Annotated in this window: 15 protein-coding genes and 1 pseudogene; 10 read left to right on the plus strand and 6 right to left on the minus strand. The window is 57.7% G+C overall.

Annotated features, from left to right (window positions below; genetic code table 11):
- Positions 1-132 precede the first annotated feature (132 nt).
- The 5 genes from ACPW75_RS11540 to ACPW75_RS11560 all read left to right on the plus strand — a co-directional run bounded on the left by ACPW75_RS11540 (position 133) and on the right by ACPW75_RS11560 (position 4232).
- The gene (locus ACPW75_RS11540; protein ID WP_118880898.1) at positions 133-1071 is read left to right on the plus strand and encodes a DUF2157 domain-containing protein; all 939 of its coding nucleotides are present in this window, start codon (positions 133-135) and stop codon (positions 1069-1071) included.
- A complete protein-coding gene (locus tag ACPW75_RS11545; RefSeq protein WP_118880897.1) occupies positions 1064-2071 on the plus strand; it encodes a DUF4401 domain-containing protein in 1008 nt (335 codons plus the stop codon). The genes ACPW75_RS11540 and ACPW75_RS11545 overlap by 8 nt, the downstream gene beginning before the upstream one ends.
- Positions 2068-2565, plus strand: coding sequence for a GDYXXLXY domain-containing protein (locus ACPW75_RS11550; protein WP_118880896.1), 498 nt, complete (start codon positions 2068-2070; stop codon positions 2563-2565). The genes ACPW75_RS11545 and ACPW75_RS11550 overlap by 4 nt, the downstream gene beginning before the upstream one ends.
- A 73-nt stretch (positions 2566-2638) precedes the next feature.
- Positions 2639-3385 (plus strand): substrate-binding periplasmic protein, encoded by a 747-nt coding sequence (locus ACPW75_RS11555; RefSeq protein WP_118880895.1) that lies wholly within the window; start codon positions 2639-2641, stop codon positions 3383-3385.
- 100 nt (positions 3386-3485) lie between these two features.
- Positions 3486-4232, plus strand: a complete 747-nt coding sequence (locus tag ACPW75_RS11560) for a substrate-binding periplasmic protein (protein WP_011706560.1) — start codon at positions 3486-3488, stop codon at positions 4230-4232.
- 61 nt (positions 4233-4293) lie between these two features.
- Here ACPW75_RS11560 and ACPW75_RS11565 read toward each other — a convergent pair whose 3' ends face one another.
- The 3 genes from ACPW75_RS11565 to ACPW75_RS11575 all read right to left on the minus strand — a co-directional run bounded on the left by ACPW75_RS11565 (position 4294) and on the right by ACPW75_RS11575 (position 7887).
- Positions 4294-5307, minus strand: a complete 1014-nt coding sequence (locus tag ACPW75_RS11565; protein WP_029300013.1) for a GGDEF domain-containing protein — start codon at positions 5305-5307, stop codon at positions 4294-4296.
- A 603-nt stretch (positions 5308-5910) separates the two neighbouring features.
- Positions 5911-6093 (minus strand): hypothetical protein, encoded by a 183-nt coding sequence (locus ACPW75_RS11570; RefSeq protein WP_240332694.1) that lies wholly within the window; start codon positions 6091-6093, stop codon positions 5911-5913.
- A gap of 591 nt (positions 6094-6684) precedes the next feature.
- Positions 6685-7887 (minus strand): ISL3-like element ISAeme19 family transposase, encoded by a 1203-nt coding sequence (locus tag ACPW75_RS11575; RefSeq protein ID WP_084865641.1) that lies wholly within the window; start codon positions 7885-7887, stop codon positions 6685-6687.
- 554 nt (positions 7888-8441) lie between these two features.
- Here ACPW75_RS11575 and ACPW75_RS11580 point away from each other — a divergent pair.
- Both ACPW75_RS11580 and drt4 read left to right on the plus strand, forming a co-directional pair.
- Complete coding sequence (locus tag ACPW75_RS11580) at positions 8442-8972, plus strand: hypothetical protein (protein WP_162901875.1); 531 nt, start codon at positions 8442-8444, stop codon at positions 8970-8972.
- A gap of 463 nt (positions 8973-9435) precedes the next feature.
- The gene (drt4, locus tag ACPW75_RS11585) at positions 9436-11064 is read left to right on the plus strand and encodes an antiviral reverse transcriptase Drt4 (protein ID WP_118880894.1); all 1629 of its coding nucleotides are present in this window, start codon (positions 9436-9438) and stop codon (positions 11062-11064) included.
- Positions 11065-11847: 783 nt separating this feature from the next.
- On the opposite strand, the gene cysS is transcribed toward drt4, so the two are convergent.
- Positions 11848-13224 (minus strand): cysteine--tRNA ligase, encoded by a 1377-nt coding sequence (cysS, locus tag ACPW75_RS11590; RefSeq protein ID WP_017782367.1) that lies wholly within the window; start codon positions 13222-13224, stop codon positions 11848-11850.
- 190 nt (positions 13225-13414) lie between these two features.
- Between cysS and ACPW75_RS11595 the strand changes: the two genes are divergently transcribed.
- From ACPW75_RS11595 to lpxH, 3 genes are read left to right on the plus strand one after another with little or no spacing between them, the layout of a single operon-like run.
- On the plus strand, positions 13415-13912 hold the full coding sequence (locus ACPW75_RS11595; protein ID WP_005302674.1) for a peptidylprolyl isomerase: 498 nt from the start codon (positions 13415-13417) through the stop codon (positions 13910-13912).
- Positions 13902-14621, plus strand: coding sequence for a DUF4269 domain-containing protein (locus ACPW75_RS11600; protein WP_118880892.1), 720 nt, complete (start codon positions 13902-13904; stop codon positions 14619-14621). The genes ACPW75_RS11595 and ACPW75_RS11600 overlap by 11 nt, the downstream gene beginning before the upstream one ends.
- Entirely contained in the window at positions 14618-15343 is a 726-nt protein-coding gene (gene lpxH / locus ACPW75_RS11605; protein ID WP_118880891.1) for a UDP-2,3-diacylglucosamine diphosphatase, read from the plus strand. The genes ACPW75_RS11600 and lpxH overlap by 4 nt, the downstream gene beginning before the upstream one ends.
- A gap of 165 nt (positions 15344-15508) precedes the next feature.
- Here lpxH and ACPW75_RS11610 read toward each other — a convergent pair.
- Both ACPW75_RS11610 and ACPW75_RS11615 read right to left on the minus strand, forming a co-directional pair.
- A protein-coding gene (locus ACPW75_RS11610) for an IS3 family transposase (RefSeq protein ID WP_102948393.1) occupies positions 15509-16713 on the minus strand; the annotation gives its coding sequence in 2 pieces (ribosomal slippage) (positions 15509-16395 and positions 16395-16713; 1206 coding nt in all).
- A 289-nt stretch (positions 16714-17002) separates the two neighbouring features.
- Positions 17003-18165: pseudogene (locus ACPW75_RS11615) on the minus strand (IS3 family transposase).
- Between the last annotated feature and the right edge of the window lie 218 nt (positions 18166-18383).

Genomic DNA, 18383 nt, shown 5'->3' on the forward strand with positions numbered 1-18383 from the left:
CGTGTCCTTGCAAGCCCCGCCCTTTGGCGGGGCTTTTTGCATCTGCTTGCCGGGCTGGTAGCGCCCGCAGACGGGGGCTGCCAATCGGCGCCATGGCCGTGGCATAATGCGGCAAACCTGATGGAGCATCCCATGCACTTCACTTCAAGACAGACGCTGTTCGACTGGGTCAGGCGTGGACGCCTCGAGCGGGCCAGCCTGCCCGCCGCCCTCGCCCTGTGCGAGCTGCCCCCCGGCCCTGCCCGCTGGCAGTGGCTGTTCGATCGGCTGCTGCTCTGGCTTGGCAGCCTGTGCCTCGGCGCCGGCCTGGTGTTCTTCGTCGCCTTCAACTGGCAGGAGCTGGGCCGCCTCTCGCGCCTCGCGCTGCTGGAGCTGCCGCTGCTCGCCATGCTGCTGTTGCTGTGGCGCAAGCCCCTTGCCGACAGCCAGCGCCAGGCGCTGCTGCTCGCCATCGCCCTCAACATCGGCGCCCTGCTGGCGCTGGTGGGACAGACCTACCAGACCGGCGCCGATCCCTGGCAGCTGTTCGCCACCTGGGCGCTGATGCTGCTGCCGCTGGCGGCACTCGGCCAGAGCCCGCTGCTGTGGACCTTGAGCTGGCTGCTCGGCCAGCTGGCGCTGGTACTCTACTGGCGGCTCGGCCTGTTCAACTTCTTCTTCGCCTTCAACGAGGAGGCCCTCGGCTGGTGCCTGACCCTGTTCAACGCCGCCCTCTGGGGCATACTGCTGCTGGTGCCTGCTCACTACCGGTTGATGCCCTCCTGGCTGGCGGGGCTGGCCGCCGGGTTCGGCGTTACCCTGCTGACCCTGCTGGCGCTGTTCGATGTCGCCTCCCCCTGGGTCTGGCCGGCCTGGCTCGGCTGGCTGGCGGCCGCCTACCTACGCTGGCACCACAGATTCATCGCCGGGCTCGCCATGGGCTGCCTGAGCCTCATCGTGGTGCTGCTGACGGCGCTCGGCAAATGGATGGAGCCGGACGTCGACGGCTTCCTGCTGCTCTGCCTCATCGCCATCGGCCTGTCGGTGGCGGCCAGCCGCTGGCTGCAACAACAACGGAGGCCCCATGAGTGATCTGACCCCCTGGCAGCGACTGCAACAGGCCCAGCTGGTGGAAGGGGATGCCCCCCGTGACGACCAGCCCCACTGGTCGAGCCGCTTTCTGCTCGGCATGGTGGGCTGGATTGCCGCCCTGTTCCTGCTGTTCTTCCTGTTCATGTCGTTCTCCCAGCTCACCCGGGATGCCGACAGCGCCCTGCTGATGGGCATCGTGCTGATGGTCATCGCCTTTTGCCTCAACCGCTTCGCCACCCGCAGCGATCTGTGGGATCAGTTCGTGCTGGCGCTGGCGCTGGCCGGCGACGCCTGGCTGCTCTACGGCCTGCTCGATCGGCTGGATCTGCACTCGGCCCCGCTCTGGTTCGGCCTCGCCCTGCTGTCGCTGGCCATCGCCGCCCTGTTCGAGCACTGGCTGATCCGGCTGTTTCACAGCTTCGCCGCCGCCATCCTGCTCACCCTTGGCCTCGCCTGCCTCGGCCTGCAACTGCTGGCCCTGCCGCTGGTGATGACGGCGGTGGCCCTCTGCTGGCTGCAGGCAGAGCGCGATCCACTGCGCCATCAGCTCTATGAATCCCTCACCCTGGGGCTGGCGCTCTCCCTGCTGGTGCTGGGGCGCCTGCACCACCCGCTGTGGGACGGCGGCGCCAGCATGCTCGACGAACTGGGCCACTCCCGCCTGCCGCTCTGGCTCAACCCGCTGCTCTGCGCCGCCCTGTTGCTGGGGCTGATGGTCCGGCTGAAACTGCCGCTGCTGTACGGGCTACCGCTGGTGCTGATCAGCGCCCTCATCCCCGGCATGGGGGCCGGCGCCCTGGTGCTGGTACTCGGCTTCTATGCCGGCAGCGTCGGTCTGATGACCCTGGCCGGCCTGCTGCTGGTCGGCTTTGGCTCCCTCTATTACTACGATCTGGGGCTGACCCTGATGACCAAATCCTGGCTGCTGCTGGGCTCGGGCGCGCTGCTGCTCGGCGCCCGCCAGCTGCTCAAACGGCTGAGCCTGCGGAGCCCCTCATGAGACGACTCGCCCTGCTGCTGACCGGCCTCGCCATCCTGGCGGCCATCAACGTCACCGTCTGGCGCTACGAGCGCGCCATGAGCAGCGGCGAGGTGGTGCTGCTGCGCCTCGCCCCGGTCGACCCCCGCTCCCTGATGCAGGGGGATTACATGCGCCTCAACTACGAGCTGGCCCGCCAGCTTGGCAACCGGCAACAAGATGAGGCCCCCGCCGACACCCTGGTGATCCGCCTCGACGAGCAGCAGGTCGCCAGCTGGGTGGAAGGGGGCAAGCCGGATCAGCTGGCCCGCGATCAGCGGCGGCTGCAGGTGCGCCGCAGCGACGGCCAGTGGCTCATCGGCCCCGACGCCTACTTCTTCGAAGAGGGCACCGGCGAGCAGTACGAGGCGGCGCGCTACGGCGAATTTCGCCTGCAGGAGAGCGGCAAGGCGCTCTTGGTGGGGCTTCGCGATGAGCAGTTGAAACCGGTGGGAAATACCAGAGCGCGCTGGTAACTACTGGCAATATCAGGCTTTTTTGCCCACACTAGGGCAAGATGGATCGCCCGCGCTACGCCAAGGAATGCCCATGAGGATAAGGTTTTGCGGTTGCCTGCTGCTGTTGTCATGCCTTGGCACGGCGCAGGCCGAGCTCGGCAAGCTGGAGTACCTGACCGAGGAGTATCCCCCCTACAACTTCACCGACCAGAGCGGTCAGCCCGGCGGGCTGGCGGTGGAGCTGCTGCAACTGATCTGGCAGCGCACCCAGACTCCCGCCCAGCCCATTCGCATCCTGCCCTGGGCGCGAGGCTACTACCTGCTGACCCAGAAACCCAACGTGGTGCTCTTCTCCACCGCCCGCACCGACACCCGCGACCCCCTGTTCAAGTGGGTGTGCCCCATCGGCTACTCCGAGTACGTGCTGCTGGCCCACAAGCGCCGCCCCCTCACCCTCAGCGCCGTCGAGCAGATCAACGACTACCGCATCAGCGCCGTGCGCGCCGATGCCTCCGAACAATTGCTGCTCAATCGCGGCATGGACGAGAGCCGCATCATCTCCGCCAACCGGCTGAGCCAGGCGCTGAAGATGCTGGTGTCGGGCCGCGCCGATCTGCTGGCCACCGGCAAGCTGGCGGCTTATGACGCCATCAAGGCGCTGCAGCTCGATGTCAATGATTTCACGGTGGCCTTCGTGCTGGATGCCGAGGAGCTCTGCTACGCCTTCAGTCGCCAGGTGGATGACGGCGTCATCAAGCAGTTCCAGCGCGCCCTCACCCAGGCGCTCGCCTCTTCGGAATATCAGGGGCTGCGGCTCAAATACCTGCCCGCCCCCTGAGAAGGCCCGGTACCTCTCGCCACCAGTGCACGGCGAGTGGCGATTTGGCGGGCTTTGATAACACTTGAGAATGACGCTACACCCCACCAGGATGGCCAACATGAAAAAATGGATTGGATTCGCCGCACTCGCGTTTGTCACCCTCGCCCAGGCCAGCCCGGAGCTTGGCAAGCTGCACTACCTCACCGAAGAGTACAAACCCTACAACTTCTCCAACGAATCCGGCGCCCCCACCGGGCTTGCCGTCGAGCTGCTGCAGCAGGTATGGCAGAAGACCAACACCCCGCAGCAGCCCATCACCATCATGCCCTGGGCGCGGGGTTACTACTTGCTGACCCAGAAACCCAACGTGGTACTCTTCTCCACTGCCCGCACCGAGGCGCGGGATCCGCTGTTCAAGTGGGCCTGCCCCATCGGCTATGCCGAGATCGTGCTGATGGGGCTGGCCAAGAGCCCGGTCAACATCGCCAAGCTGGAGGATGCCGAAAAGTACAACATAGGGGCGGTGCGGGCCGACGTGGGGGAACAGCTGCTGCTCAACAACGGCTTTGACGAGCAGAAGATCATGACCGCCAACCGCCTGCCCCAGGCGCTCAAGATGCTCACCTCAGGCCGGGTCGATCTCATCTCCACCAACAAAACCACCATGCTGGATCTGATCGCCTCCCAGCAGCTGGATCCCGCCCAGTTCAAGGTGTTCTGGATGCTGAGCTCGGAGCAGTTCTGCTTCGCCTTCAGCCACCCGGTGAGCGACGAGCTGGTCAAGGAGTTCCAGAGCGGCCTGACCCAGGTGCTGGCCAGCAGCGAGTTCCAGCAGATCCAGGCCAAGTACTTCCCCGCCCGCTGAGGGGTGGCATGAAAAAGGGGCCCGCCGGGGCCCCTTTTGCTTGCTTGTCTCGCCTGCGCAGTCAGCTCGGCCGCCGACGCTGGCGCTTGACCTCGTACATGCAGGCATCGGCCAGCCTGAGCGCCTCGTCCACCGTGCTGCTGGCCGGATCGATGGCCACCACCCCCACGCTGGCGCCGGGATAGTGCAGCAGGCCGGCGGGCACCTCGAGCTGCACCAGGCTCGCCTCGAACAGCCGGCGCTGAAAGCCCTGCACCGCCGCCTCCCGCGTCTCTTCGCCGCACTGCGGCCCCATCCCCACCGCCACGAACTCGTCGCCCCCCACCCGCGCCAGCAGATCGCTGCCGCGCAGCACGGTTGACAGCGCCCCGGCCACCCGCTGCAACAGCAGGTCGCCGGTGTCGTGGCCGTGGGTATCGTTGATCGCCTTGAAGCCGTCGAGATCGATAAAGCCGAGCAGCAGCGGATGCTCGACCCGCTCCGCCAGTGAAAACAGCCGGTTGAGCTCATGCATCAGCGCCCGCCGGTTGGGCAGCCCGGTCAGCGGGTCGCTCAGCGCCTGGCGCGACAGCTCGTGGTTGGCCTGCTGCAACTGCTGCAGCAGCTGTTCGCGCTCCACCTGCTCGGCGATCAACCGGGCAAAGAAGGCGATCAGGTGATCCGATCCCGCCGTCAGCGGCTTGTGTTTGGCACTGGCGGCGCACAGGGTGCCATAGAGGGAGCCCGAAGGGGTGCGTACCGGGCAGCTCAGGTAGGTGCGAATGCCGAGCGCCTGCGCCGCCTGGGAATCTCCCCAGCAGCTCGCCACATCGTCGGTGTAGAAACGCCCCTCGTCGAGGGCCCGTCGGCAGAGGGTATCGCCCCAGGCCACCGAGGCCCCTTCGGGGATCTGCAAGTCGGCGGCGTTGCGGGCAAAGCGGATATGTTGGGTGTCGTGACCAAGGTCGATTTCGGTCAGATAGGTGGACTCGAGCCCGGTGACCGTCTCGAGCATCTCCAGCAGCGGGCGGGTCAGGCTCTCCAGATCCCGCGCCCCGGTCACTTGCAGCGACAACGCCTGCAATATTCTGTCCATGCACACCTCCCTGCTTGCATGTCTATTGCTGAAACGATAGCCAACCCCGGGGGCCCTTCACAAGCCGCGCGCCCCCGCCGTGGCACAATTTTTGCGGTTTTGGCGGCCTTTGTCGTCGAACGACCCTCGATTGTCCGGTAACGCGCTCCGTTTGCAGCCAACGCAAAGTCGGCCAAATCTGAGCCGTGGTGACCGCCCCTATTGAGGGCAGCGGGCACCTGTCGGCAGCGTCATTGGCTGTGGCGCGAATGCTGTCGAAGGTTGGGCCCATGATGGCACCTGGCGCTCATCAGCCGGGCGCGGCGCTCATCTTCCATCACACCCCGGCCGCGGGTCAACCACCGGTTGCCACTTTGCAGCAAAGGAGAAAAACCATTTAATTCTGATAGTTGCATCACTAATTTCATGGATTTGGATGGCCCCGCCGAGGCGGGTTCCGTAAGATGACCATCGGCCCCTGTTGGCCCCGAGTATTCATGGATGGTCAAGGGCGCAAGGTGGCGGCGACAGTCAGGGGCGGCAGCGTCTTTGACAGATAGGTGCGGTCTGTGAGCCCACCCCCCTGTTTGGCCCAACGCCAAATACGGCTCGGCGCGATCCGGGTTATTTGACCCGCATCAGGCGATGGCGGACGTCACCCAGCTCAACCTGGATCACCTGGGAGCGCTGCATGGCATCGACCCGCTGCAGCATGTCGGCGTTGTACTGCTTGCGCCGCATCCACTGCATGGGCTCCTCGAAGCTGCCTTCGTTGACGATAAAGGTATCCGTGTAGGTGTCGTTCACTATGCTAACCACCCAGATGCGCTGCTGAAACTCCGAGAGTTCGGCAAAGAGCGCGGCGCCACGGGTTGCGAGCCAGCGCCCTGCCCGAGTGATCCTGTTTTTACTGCCAACGAGCCGGTTTGCCATAACTGATAAGGGTTGGATAAAGGACGGTTGGGCATCCTAGCATTCCAGAAGATGGGGCACCAAGCAGCGGGAGAGTTGCCTCTCCCACCACGGGACGAGGCGCAGGGTGCAATAAGCCTGTAGGGTCGATTAGCGCAGCGTAATCGTCCGCGGTAACCATCCCCTCCCCCTTGCGGGAGAGAGGTAGGGTGCCAATAAGCGAAGCGCATTGCACCGGGGAACGATCCCCTCTCCCCTTGTGGGAGACAGGTAGGGTGCAATAAGCGGAGCGCATTGCACTGGGGAACAATCCCCTCTCCCCCTGCGGGAGAGGGCTAGGGTGAGGGGTCACTAGCCACCCTGATTGGCACGGCTTCGCCGTGCAGGACACGAGGACTCCGTCCTCGATGGGGTTTCGCCGCCGCTGCGCGGCTGGGCGAGTGACTTTTCTTTGCGTGGCCAAAGAAAAGTCACCAAAAGAAAGGTTCATCGCGGCTTTCCGGGGAAGGCCGCCTTGATTTTCAGAAAAAAGTATTCTGAGTCCCTAAATCCATATGCCATACGCTTTATCACTTTGATCTTGTTGTTCACCCCTTCCAGCACACTCGTGTGCATCGGGTAGTTTGCACTCGCCAGGATCCCCCGCATATATTTCGATAAATTTCGACCAAATCGTTGCAGCGGCGCTAGCCCGCTTTCCTTCACCTGCCGCATCCAGCTCCGCCATCGTCGCCATCCTTCCCACACGCTCGGCGCATACCAGATGCCCTTCAACGCCTCTTTCAGCACGTACACCATCGCCAGCGGTTGATTCGCCGCCAACAGCTCCTGCAACTTCACATCCTGTTTTTCACTCAGCTTCGCCCGATTACGTAGCAGCAACCAACGCGCACTTTTGACCACTTTTCGCGCCGGTTTATCGCTTTTCAGTGCATTCGCCTGCTCCACTCGCACCCGGTCCACCACCTCTCGGCCATAGCGAGCCACCACGTGGAACAGGTCGTAGACCACCTCCGCCTGCGGGCAGTGTTGCTTCACCTCCAGGTCGAACGCCGTGTTCATGTCCATCGCCACCGCCTCAATCTGCTGGCATCGCTCGCCGAGCTGCTCGAAGAAGGGACGGATAGCGGCCCGGCTGTTGCCGTGCCCCACCCACAGGACGCGGGTTCGCTCGGCATCCATGATCACGGTGGCATAGCGGTGTCCCTTGTGCAGGGCAAACTCATCCATCACCAGCCGCCGCACCTCCCCAAGTTCGATGGTGCCCACACTGGTCTGCAAACGGCGCTTGTCGATCTCCTTGATGGTGTGCCAACCGACCCCGGTGAGCTGGCTGACATGGCGGATGGGGAGGTACTGAACGAGCGCTTCAATCCAGCACTGCATGCGCCGGGTGAGGCGGGAGCCAGAGGGGAGCCAGTCGATATGTTCACTGACGCGACCACAGCGCAGACAGTCGACGCGGCGAACAGGCAGTTGTAACCAGACTTGTCGGTCAAATAGGTCTCGCTCACGCACCCGGCGGATACGTTGGTCGTGGATCAATGGCGTGGGTTGCAGGCATCGGCGACAACGGGGCAACAGGTCGGCGCGAGGCTCAAGGGTAAACAGGGTGTGATGGTTGGCAGAAAGCGCTTGGGCGATGACGGTATAACCTGGCCAGAAGGAGGCAATATCAATATGATGCACGGCGACAGCAGGGTGATGGTGGTGGTGTGTTTGGAGACAGCCAGTTTACCAGCACCCTGTCTGTCAACTTCCACTTCCCCAAGATCCCGCGAAGAACCAAAAGAAAGGCCACCCCCACTTGTTCGCCCTCCTGCGTCGGGTTCCCTCGGTTCACCCGTTTGTCACACGGCACGCGCCGATGGGCTTTGACCTCCACCATCCCTGGCGTCGGTCAAAGTCCGCTGCGGACATCCTTGTCCTTGCGCCAAACCGGGGCGAGCGTTGCTCGTCCAATTCCGATTTGGCCCCTGGCCCAGCGCCGCTCGCTCGGCGTCCTGCCTCGCGGCCTGGACAAACGGGCTCACCTCGGCGAACAACAGGGGGAAAACCTACCCCATCAGCCCCAAGGTCAAATGGTCGCACTTATGCAACAAGTGAAATCTACATGATTAAGTGGGTGAAAAATAAATTTGAATACAACAAACGACGCATAACCTTATTTCCACAATGCCCAATTACGCTTCACTAATTTAACCATGCCTCTAAAGACAATATTAACAGGATGACAATAAACAATGGTTAACGTAACAGACAAAACGAGAGAACTGATACTGGGAATCTGGGATGATGATTATTACATTGTTGCGGCAGGAGATCAGGCTCCGACAAAAAATGAGGTAATAACACTTGGAGAGAAATATGGAATTAAATTTCCAGATGACTATATCTCTCATGCAATGGGAGCGCTAGGTGGATTTTTTATAGAGGTTAAAGAAGAGTTGTGGCCATATGCAGAAGTATTGGCTGTAGCACCATTTTGGGAGTTTTTACGAGGTGTTTATTCTTACGCTTATAGCGAAGACGCTCCTGAATGGATGAATATACATATAGCAGCAGAACAATTCAAAGAGTTGGGGCACAATGTAATTCCAGTTCTCAAAGTTTGGGCTGATGCCAATGTCTATTGTTATAATGAAGAGGGCCGACTGGTAAAATATTTGCATGAAGAGAATACTTTCGAGCGCGTAGATAAAACCTGGTTTCAGTTAATCGAACACGAACTTAATGAACTAGCTGAAAGGAAAAACAGAAAACTTAATAAATAGTCTATCAGACTGCACGTATTCATAATCATTAATTCAATGCTATTTATGATAGCTAAGGCTTGTTGCTGCTAGCATTGAAAAAGCAATGGCCTTCGTCCTGACTTTGTGCTCTCATCTCGGCGAACAACAGGGGCAGCCCGAACCTTCAGCCCCGAAAGCAGTTAACAGCCACTGTCTATTCTGGACAATGATCAGGAGAACTGTTATCTCTGATTCAGCCTCTCGCCCACCGTATGGCTAAACCAAATTGTCGCACCTAGATAACAAGTACAATTGACATAATTTTATCGGCTAAAAACTTAAAACAAGTACAGTAGCAAGCGACTGTACCTTCCTATCGGGGATTGGGCGTTATATTAAATTCCGGACAGTGAGTATCAGCCACGTTCACAAATACTTCTCGAACTCACGATTACGCTTCGCTAATCTAACCTACGTCCCCTATTTATACAGGAAACTCAATATGTTTATTGAAGGTGGCCAAGAAGAAAAAAGATTACTTATTGAGGCTCTTTCTAGATACAATTATTTCCCCAATCAACGATTAGGGTTAAGTGAACTACCTCCATCATTTGACTCTAGACAGTTTACTCCAGAAGTCCTGACTTCTCTCGTTAAATTACCAGCAGCAAAAGTAAGAAAAACTTTAGGGTATAGTCTTACAGAGTATCGCTCAACAAGATTCAATAACATTCCTAGATTACTTGGAATTATTAATCCAAAAGCTTACTCACATCTTGCAAACTGTATTCACGAGAATTGGGATGAAATAAGAAAAATAACCAAAAACCATTGCAGCCAAATAAAGCCAACTTTTCATCACAATGAAAAGCGCCTACTCGTCATGAATTACGACGATCCATCAGAAAAAATTAGACGAGCCCTATGTGCTGAGTTTACAAAGCGTTTTAGAGTACATGCTGATATTAGCAATTGTTTTCACAGTATATACACACATGCAATTCCATGGGCCATTGTTGGTGTTGAAGAATCTAAAAGACGACTTAAAGACAACGAGAAAAAATCTTGGCCTGAAGATCTAGATTTTCATCAAAGAAGAACCAAAAGAAATGAAACTCAAGGTATACCAATTGGCCCTGCTACATCAAGTATCTTGGTAGAGGTTATTTTACAATCTGTAGATGAAGCGCTAAATCGAAAAGGATATCACTTCATAAGGTATATCGATGACTACACATGCTATTGTGATACAAATGAACATGCTAATGACTTCATATTGGATCTAGAAAATTACTTATCTATCTACAAACTCACCCTAAACTTAAAAAAAACATGGATTGAGACATTACCAGCGCCAACAGAAGATGAATGGATATTAACATTAATTTCATTCCTCCCTAGCAGATTGGCCAATGAACACGACGGTGAAAATAAATTAACAACATCAGAAACGTTGACATTCATAAATCAAGCGATTCGTTTAAATAAAACGACGCCTGATGGTAGCGTGTTGAAATATGCCATAAGCATCATTCTTAATCACATTGATGATTATGCTGCAATCAACTTACTAGATTCTGTTATAAATTTATCTTGGCACTACCCCGTTTTAGTTCCCTTAATTGATAGAATCCTTGACCTAACAAACTATCCTGCTGAACAGATACTAGAGCAACTGAATAGGATAATCGATGTTAATGCACTTTCAAGACGGTCAGATGGTATGTGCTGGCCATTACACATAATGTTGAAACATAATTTAATATGCGATGAAGAAACTGCAGATAAAATTATAAAAAGCCAAGATTGTGCCGCATTATCTCTATTGTTAGAGCAAAATGAATACAACGATAAAATTATTAATTTTACAAACAAATTAATATCATCAGATCTATATACTAAAGATAACTATTGGCTACTGCTATATCAATTGTATTTCAAGGGAATAATTAATGCACCGTACCAAGAAATAGAGGAAAATGCTGTCTTTAAGACTTTAAAACAACATAACGTAAACTTCATACCTAGAAACTCTAAAACTAAACATGAAGAGAAATGTGATGAAATTCTCAGAGCGATACAAGCTGAGCAGCTTAAAGATATTTTTTCAAACACACCTGTTGAGTTTTAATCCCCCCCTCAATCATAGATTTCACATTTATCTATTCGGTACCTACAGTGTGATAGGCACTAAAGATTAGAACGGAAACCAACAAAATATTTTCCGTTGGCTAATTCTGTTTGGTCTCCAAAAGTCACTTGCCAAACAGCGCTGCAGCAGTAAAACACCATCGAGAATGGTATTTTCACTCAAACAAAAAAACCGCAGCCTTGAGCTGCGGTTTGTATTTTTATTTCCCCTCTTGCACTGCTCTCCCCTTTCAGCGGAAAAGGCGGTCAGCATGAACACTAAAGCCACGGGCGGGCACGGTATTGGTTCCCCCTGCAAACCGCCGAGCCGAGTTCAACGGGTCAGGAGCGCCATCAGGGATGATGGCGCAGCCGCAGCCGGCACAGGGATGTGCCGTCTGCGGCGCTCCGTCCGACCCGTTGGACGAGACGAGGGAACCCGCGAAGCGGGCGGTTTGCCGGGGGAGAAGACTTTTGGTGACTTTTGGTCTTTCAAAAGTCACTCGCCCCAGCCCGAAGGGCAGGCGAAACCCCTTCGAGGGCAAGGCCCTCGTCTCTTTGACGCTGAGCCACATCAGCCAGACTGGCGAGTCAAAGAGGTTAGCCCCCTCACCCTGGCCCTCTCCCACAAGGGGAGAGGGGATCAGAGCGCAGACCACCGGGGCTTAAGCAGAGCGCAGAGGCTTAAAAAGTGTCGAGGGAAGAGGCACAAACAAAAACCGCAGCCCTAAGGCTGCGGTTTTTTTATTGGCTCAACCGATTGGCGCGAGCAGCGCCACCGGCCTTAGGCACGGCGCCAGCTGGTTTTGCCGGCGCTGTCTTCCAGCACTATGCCCATCTCGGTGAGACGGTTGCGGGCGGCATCCGCCGCGGCCCAGTTTTTGTCGGCACGGGCCTGATTGCGCTGGGCGATCAGTTGCTCGATTTCGGCGACCTCTTCGTCCGCTTCATCACCCTTGAGGAAAGCATCCGGATCCTGCTGCAGGATGCCGAGCACGGCGCCCAGCTCACGCAGACGGGCGCCCAGCGCAGCGGCAACGGCCATGTCTTCACCCTTCTGGCGGTTGATCTCGCGCACCAGATCGAACAGGGCGGAGTAGGCTTCCGGGGTGTTGAAGTCGTCGTCCATCGCTTCCTTGAAGCGAGCCACCTGCTCGTCACCACCGGCAGCAGCGGCCGCCGGCAGATCGCGCAGGGCGGTGTACATGCGCTCCAGTGCGGCGCGGGCCTGCTTCAGGTTGTCTTCCGAGTAGTTGAGCTGGCTGCGGTAGTGGCCAGACATCAGGAAGTAACGGACGGTTTCGGCGTCGTAGTGCGCCAGCACGTCGCGAATGGTGAAGAAGTTGCCAAGGGATTTGGACATCTTCTCTTTGTCCACCATCACCATGCCGCTGTGCATCCAGGTGTTGACGTAGTCGCCACCGTGGGCGCAGCAGGACTGGGCAATCTCGTTCTCGTGGTGCGGGAACTGCAGATCGGAGCCGCCGCCGTGGATGTCGAAGTGGTTGCCAAGGTGCTTGGAGTTCATGGCGGAGCACTCGATGTGCCAGCCAGGACGGCCCGGGCCCCAGGGGCTGTCCCAGGTCGGCTCGCCGGGCTTGGACATCTTCCACAGCACGAAGTCGAGCGGATTGCGTTTGGCATCCACCACGTCGACCCGGGCACCGGCCTGCAGTTGTTCCAGATCCTGACCGGAGAGCTTGCCGTAGTCGGCGTAGGAGTCGACGATGAACATCACATCGCCGTTGTCGGCCACGTAGGCGTGCTCTTTATCCAGCAGGGATTGCACCAGCTCGATGATCTCGCCGATGTGCTGGGTGGCGCGCGGCTCGACGTCCGGGCGCACCATGCCGAGGGCATCGAAGTCGGCGTGCATGTCGCCGATCAGGCGCTCGGTCAGGTCGTCACAGGTGACGCCGGTTTCGGCGGCGCGCTTGATGATCTTGTCGTCCACGTCGGTGACGTTGCGCACGTAGTTGAGCTGATAGCCGCTGTAGCGCAGGTAACGGGCCACCACGTCGAAGGCGACGAAGGTGCGGCCGTGGCCGATATGACAGTGATCGTAGATAGTGACGCCACACACATACATGCCCACCTTGCCCGGGTGGATAGGTTTGAATTCTTCTTTTTGACGAGTGAGTGTGTTGTATATCTTCAGCATCTTATGACCACTGCCTGTGAGTAAAATGGCCTGCCATTCTACCCGCATCCCGCGTAGAAAACGAGGCAGAAAACGTGCCGGATCAGGCGCACCATCTATGCCGCAGGGCCTTGATGGGCTAGAATTGCCACCACTTTATGCCATACACCTGCGGGCACCTGGTCGCCCGCATCAAATGAAAGGACATATCATGGTCACTCTGCACACCAATCACGGCGACATCACCCTCACCCTGAACGCTGAAAAAGCCCCGGAAACCGTGGCCAACTTCCTGCAATACTGCCGTGATGGTCACTACGACAACACTATCTTCCACCGCGTCATCGACGGCTTCATGATCCAGGGCGGCGGCTATGCCCCTGGCTTTGAAGAGAAAGACACCCGCGCCCCCATCAAGAACGAAGCGGCCAACGGCCTGTCCAACAAGGTCGGCACCATCGCCATGGCCCGCACCATGGAGCCGCACTCTGCCAGCGCCCAGTTCTTCATCAACGTGAACAACAACGACTTCCTCGACTTCAAATCCGCCACCACCCAGGGCTTCGGCTACTGCGTGTTCGGTGAAGTGACCGCCGGCATGGACGTGGTCAACAAGATCAAGGGCGTCAAGACCGGCAACTACGGCCGCATCCACCAGGACGTGCCGACCGAAGACGTCGTGATCACCAAGGTGACCCTTGCCGAGTGATCTCTGCCTTCTGCGAGATGAACTGACTGCGGCCCCGGCCGCAGTTTTTCCATCTGCGAAGGCCGGCCCCATCGACTGGCGCCGTCTCGACTACCTGGCCCACGGCAACCCACGCCAACGCTCGGCCTATGCCCTGCTCACGGCCGGGGTGTGGGATGCGCTGACAGCGCAGTGCAGCGACCTGGCGCTGGTGAGCACGGTCGCCATCGGGCTCGACCGACCCGGCAGCGATCTCGATATCGTCTGCCAGCATCCGGAGCCGGCCACGTTTGCCGCGGCGCTGGCAACCCAGGGCTGGCGGGTTGCGCAAAAGGGCGCTGACATCTGGCTCGCCGAGCAGACCGTCACCGGCACCGATGGCCACCCTTGGCCCCTTGAGCTCTACCTCACTCCGGATCCCCTCGAGCGCCTCAACGGCTGGCGCCACCTCAGCCTGATGGCCGCCCTGCTTGAACAGTTCGGCGCGGCGTTTTATCACCAAGTGCTGCGCCTGCGTCTTGATGAAGGGCTCAAAGGGGAAGCGGCCATGTGCCACTTGCTGGGCCTTGCCGGCGACCCGTATGCCGCGCTGCTCACCCTGGAGGGCGGCGAGCTTGCCCCACTGGCGTGGCAGCCGAGGACGACGGCCCCCCACTTCACTTCCAGCTCCAATACCAATACCAGTTCCACTTCCAGCCACCTCAACAGGGCCCAGCGCACTTTCTCATGAGCACCCTCTTTATCAGCGACATTCACCTGTGTGCCCAGCGGCCCGACATGACCGCCGCCCTGGTGCGCTTTCTGGCGCACGACGCCCCCGGCGCCGATGCCCTCTACGTGTTGGGCGATCTGTTTGAATTCTGGATTGGCGACGATGATCCCAATCCCCTCCACGGCGAGGTGGCCGACGCCTTTGCGGCCCTGAGCCAGCAGGGGGTGCCCCTCTACTTCATTCATGGCAACCGCGACTTCTTGCTGGGTCAGGCCTTTGCCAAGCGCGCCGGCATGACCCTGCTGGGGGATCCGTGCGTCATCGAACTCTACGGCGAGCGGGTGGTGCTGAGCCACGGCGATCTGCTCTGCACCCTGGATGAGGGCTACCAGAAGTTTCGCCGCATCACCCAGCTCAAGTGGCTGCGTTGGCTGTTCCTGCGCCTGCCGCTTGCGCGCCGCCAGGCCATCGCCCACAAGATGCGTGGCCAGAGCCAGATGGAAAATGCCCACAAGAGCCAGACCATCATGGACGTGACCCCGGCGGCGGTGGACGAGATGCTGCGCCAGCACGACTGCCGGATGATGATCCACGGCCACACCCACAGACCCGCCATCCACGACTTCCGCCTCGACGGTCATCCGGCGCGGCGCATCGTGCTGGGGGACTGGTTCGAGCAGGGCTCGGTGCTGATCTGCCGCCCCGGCGAGCAGCGCCTCGAGCAGCGCGCGCTGATCTGACCAAGCCGGCTGGCAACAATAAAAAAGGCGGGAAGATCCCGCCTTTTGTTTGCCTGCGATTTACTCTGTTCTTTGCCGGGACAACGGCTACATCACCGTCATCTGCCCCGCGTAGAGGATGAAGTAGCTGGATTTGACCCCATAGGTCCAGACACTTTTTCCCGCTTAGGGTTGTGATACCCGACTGCGCAGAAATTCCCGTGGTGAACGGTATCCCAAGGCGCTGTGCGGGTGGTGCTCGTTATAATGCTCAAACGCGATAGCCAAATTGCCTACCGCTGTTCGGCTATCCGGTTTTGGCATCATCTCGATATAGTCTCGCTTCATCGTCTTCACGAAGCTCTCCGCTATACCGTTACTCTGTGGGCTTCTCACTGCTGTCGTTCTGGGCTCCAACCCGATTTCTCGTGCAAACGCGCGGGTCTCATGGGCTCGATACGCCGAGCCATTATCAGTCAGCCACTCCACCGGTGATGCCGGCAACGAATCCCCAAAGCGATGTTCGACAGACCTCAGCATGACATCTTGCACAGTGTCACTATCGTAACCCCCAGTACTGGCCGCCCAGTCCAACGCTTCCCTATCGCAGCAATCCATGGCGAACGTGACACGTAGTTTTTCACCGTTATCGCAGCGAAACTCGAAGCCATCTGAGCACCACCGTCGATTGCTCTCCTTGACGGCAACACGCCCCTTATGTGCCTGCTGGGCCAATGGTGCAGCTGGTTTTCTTTCCAGCAGCAAGCCATGTTCGCGCATGACGCGATATACCCGCTTAGCGTTTACCACAGGTTGTTCTGTTGCCTCAGACTGACGCCGTAACAGCGCCCAGACCCGGCGATAGCCATAGGAGGGAAGCTCTGCCATCGCCTCCATGATACGGCCAAGTAAGGCTGCATCATCACGCTGGCGATGATGACGACCATCTTGCCAACCCGGTTTTCGATGAACACGAACGGATAGCTGCGCACGCGATACATTAAGAGCCTGGCTCACAGCACTTAATCGTCGTCCCCCGGCAACAAGGGCGCATGCGCAATCCATTTTTTTGCTCGACCATACTCCACGGCTTCTTTGAGGATCTCGTTCTCCATGGTCTTCTTCCCGAGCAGACGCTGAAGCTCTCGGATCTGCTTGATGGCAGCAGCCAACTCGGAAGCAGGAACAACATCCTCACCGGCGGTGATCGCCGTGAGAGACCCTTCTTGGAATTGCTTACGCCATTTGAAAAGCTGGTTTGCGTTGACGTCGTGCAAGCGAGCAACATGAGAGACGGTCATCCCGGGCTCAAAGGTCTGCTGCACGATGGCGATCTTTTCTTGTGGAGTCCGGCGTCGACGGCGCTCGGCCCCTGTTAACACTTCGACCATCTTCTCGTTGTGACTAGTACTGAACATAGCTCCAAGACTACCTCTTAAGTTAAGAGGGGCGAAGTGTCTGGATCTTCAAGGGGCCAATCTACTTCCGCAATTCGAATCTCTAATGTCACCTCCTCTTCTACTAACTTAATAAGTCTGGCTTCTGCCGCCTCGATCTTGGACGAGTGCAAGATCACGGCATCTAATACATCCAGTCTCTGCATTTTAACATGTTGAGCACCATATAATGCTGCTTCTCTGGCTGCCTTAATTAACTGTTCTTCAGTGTAAAGTGTAGTGGTCAACTAAATTCGGACACTCGGTTAGGCCGATTTTCGGCTTCTGCTGGCGGTACCCCGTCATTGTATTGATGCGGACGCCGCCAGTTGTAGTAATCCATTAGGTAATAACTGATATCTCGCTTCGCTTCTCGCAGGCTCATGTACCCCGTGGTCGGAAGCCATTCCGTCTTGAGGCTCCTGAACAGCCGCTCCATTGGCGCGTTATCCCAGCAGTTGCCACGCCGACTCATGCTCTGTGTCATGCGATAGCGCCACAGCCGTTGCCGAAATGCCCGACTGCCGTATTGGCTCCCCTGGTCGGAGTGAAACAACACACCGGACGGACAACCCCATTGCTGATACGCCATCTCGAGCGCTTTCACGGCCAAGTCAGCATCAGGTCTGCCAGACATCGCCCAGCCCACGACCCGTCTGGTGTGGAGGTCGAGCACCGCGGCTAGGTAATGCCAGCGGCCACCCGCCCACACGTAAGTAATATCGCCACGCCACACCTGATTGGGTTGCGGGGCAGCAAATTCACGCGCCGGCAGATTCGGGATATCCGGTCGCTCAGCCCGGGCGACCTTGTAGGCATGAGCGCCGGGTTGCTTGGACGCCAGCCCCGCGTCTTTCATCAGGCGACGCACCTTGAACCGGCCAATCTGATGCCCCAGCTCCCGCATCACCGACATCAAGGCCCGGCTGCCAGCTGAACCCCGACTCTCGTTGAACAGGCGTCGCAGCACACTTTTTTACTACACTTGTTCACGGTCAATGGTGCGGGTACGAGCCTGATAGTCGTAGAAACAGGAAGTTGGAATACCGAAAGCGCAACAGACCAGCGTGGTGGGGGTTTGCTCCCTTAATCGGTCTATCAGCGCAAACGTTCGAGTTCGTCCGCCATCAAGAGAGCTGTAGCCTTTTTTAGAATGGCTTTTTCACGTTCAAGTCGGTTGATACGGGCTTCCAGTTCCTGGATTTTCTACTGCTCTGGGGTCAGAGCCTTGCTGATAGGAGTGGTGCCAATTCGTTCGGATTGAAGCTGCTGAACCCATCGACGAAGCACGGTTTCGCCAACATCCAGTGAACGGCTGGCTTCGGAGACGGAATAGCCTTGGTAGAGCACCAAGGATGCGGCTTCGAGTTTGAATTCAGCAGTAAATGAGCGACGTAGTCTTGTCATTGAACACCTCTGATCATGGTGGCGACTGTACCACCTAAAATGGTGTCCGGGATGATTAGACCACTACAGTTGGGGCGAAGCGCAGGTTGTTCGCAACGAGTAGCAGGAAGTAGTAAGTCGCTTAGACAAGAAATGAACAAGAAAGGAAAAGCGAGAGAGGGAAAACGCTGGGAAGCAGAAACAAAAACGACGCCATGAGGCGTCGTATCTGTTTAATC

It is taken from the genome of Aeromonas sp. FL131, assembly GCF_049860615.1.
In the GTDB taxonomy this organism is placed as follows: domain Bacteria; phylum Pseudomonadota; class Gammaproteobacteria; order Enterobacterales; family Aeromonadaceae; genus Aeromonas; species Aeromonas hydrophila.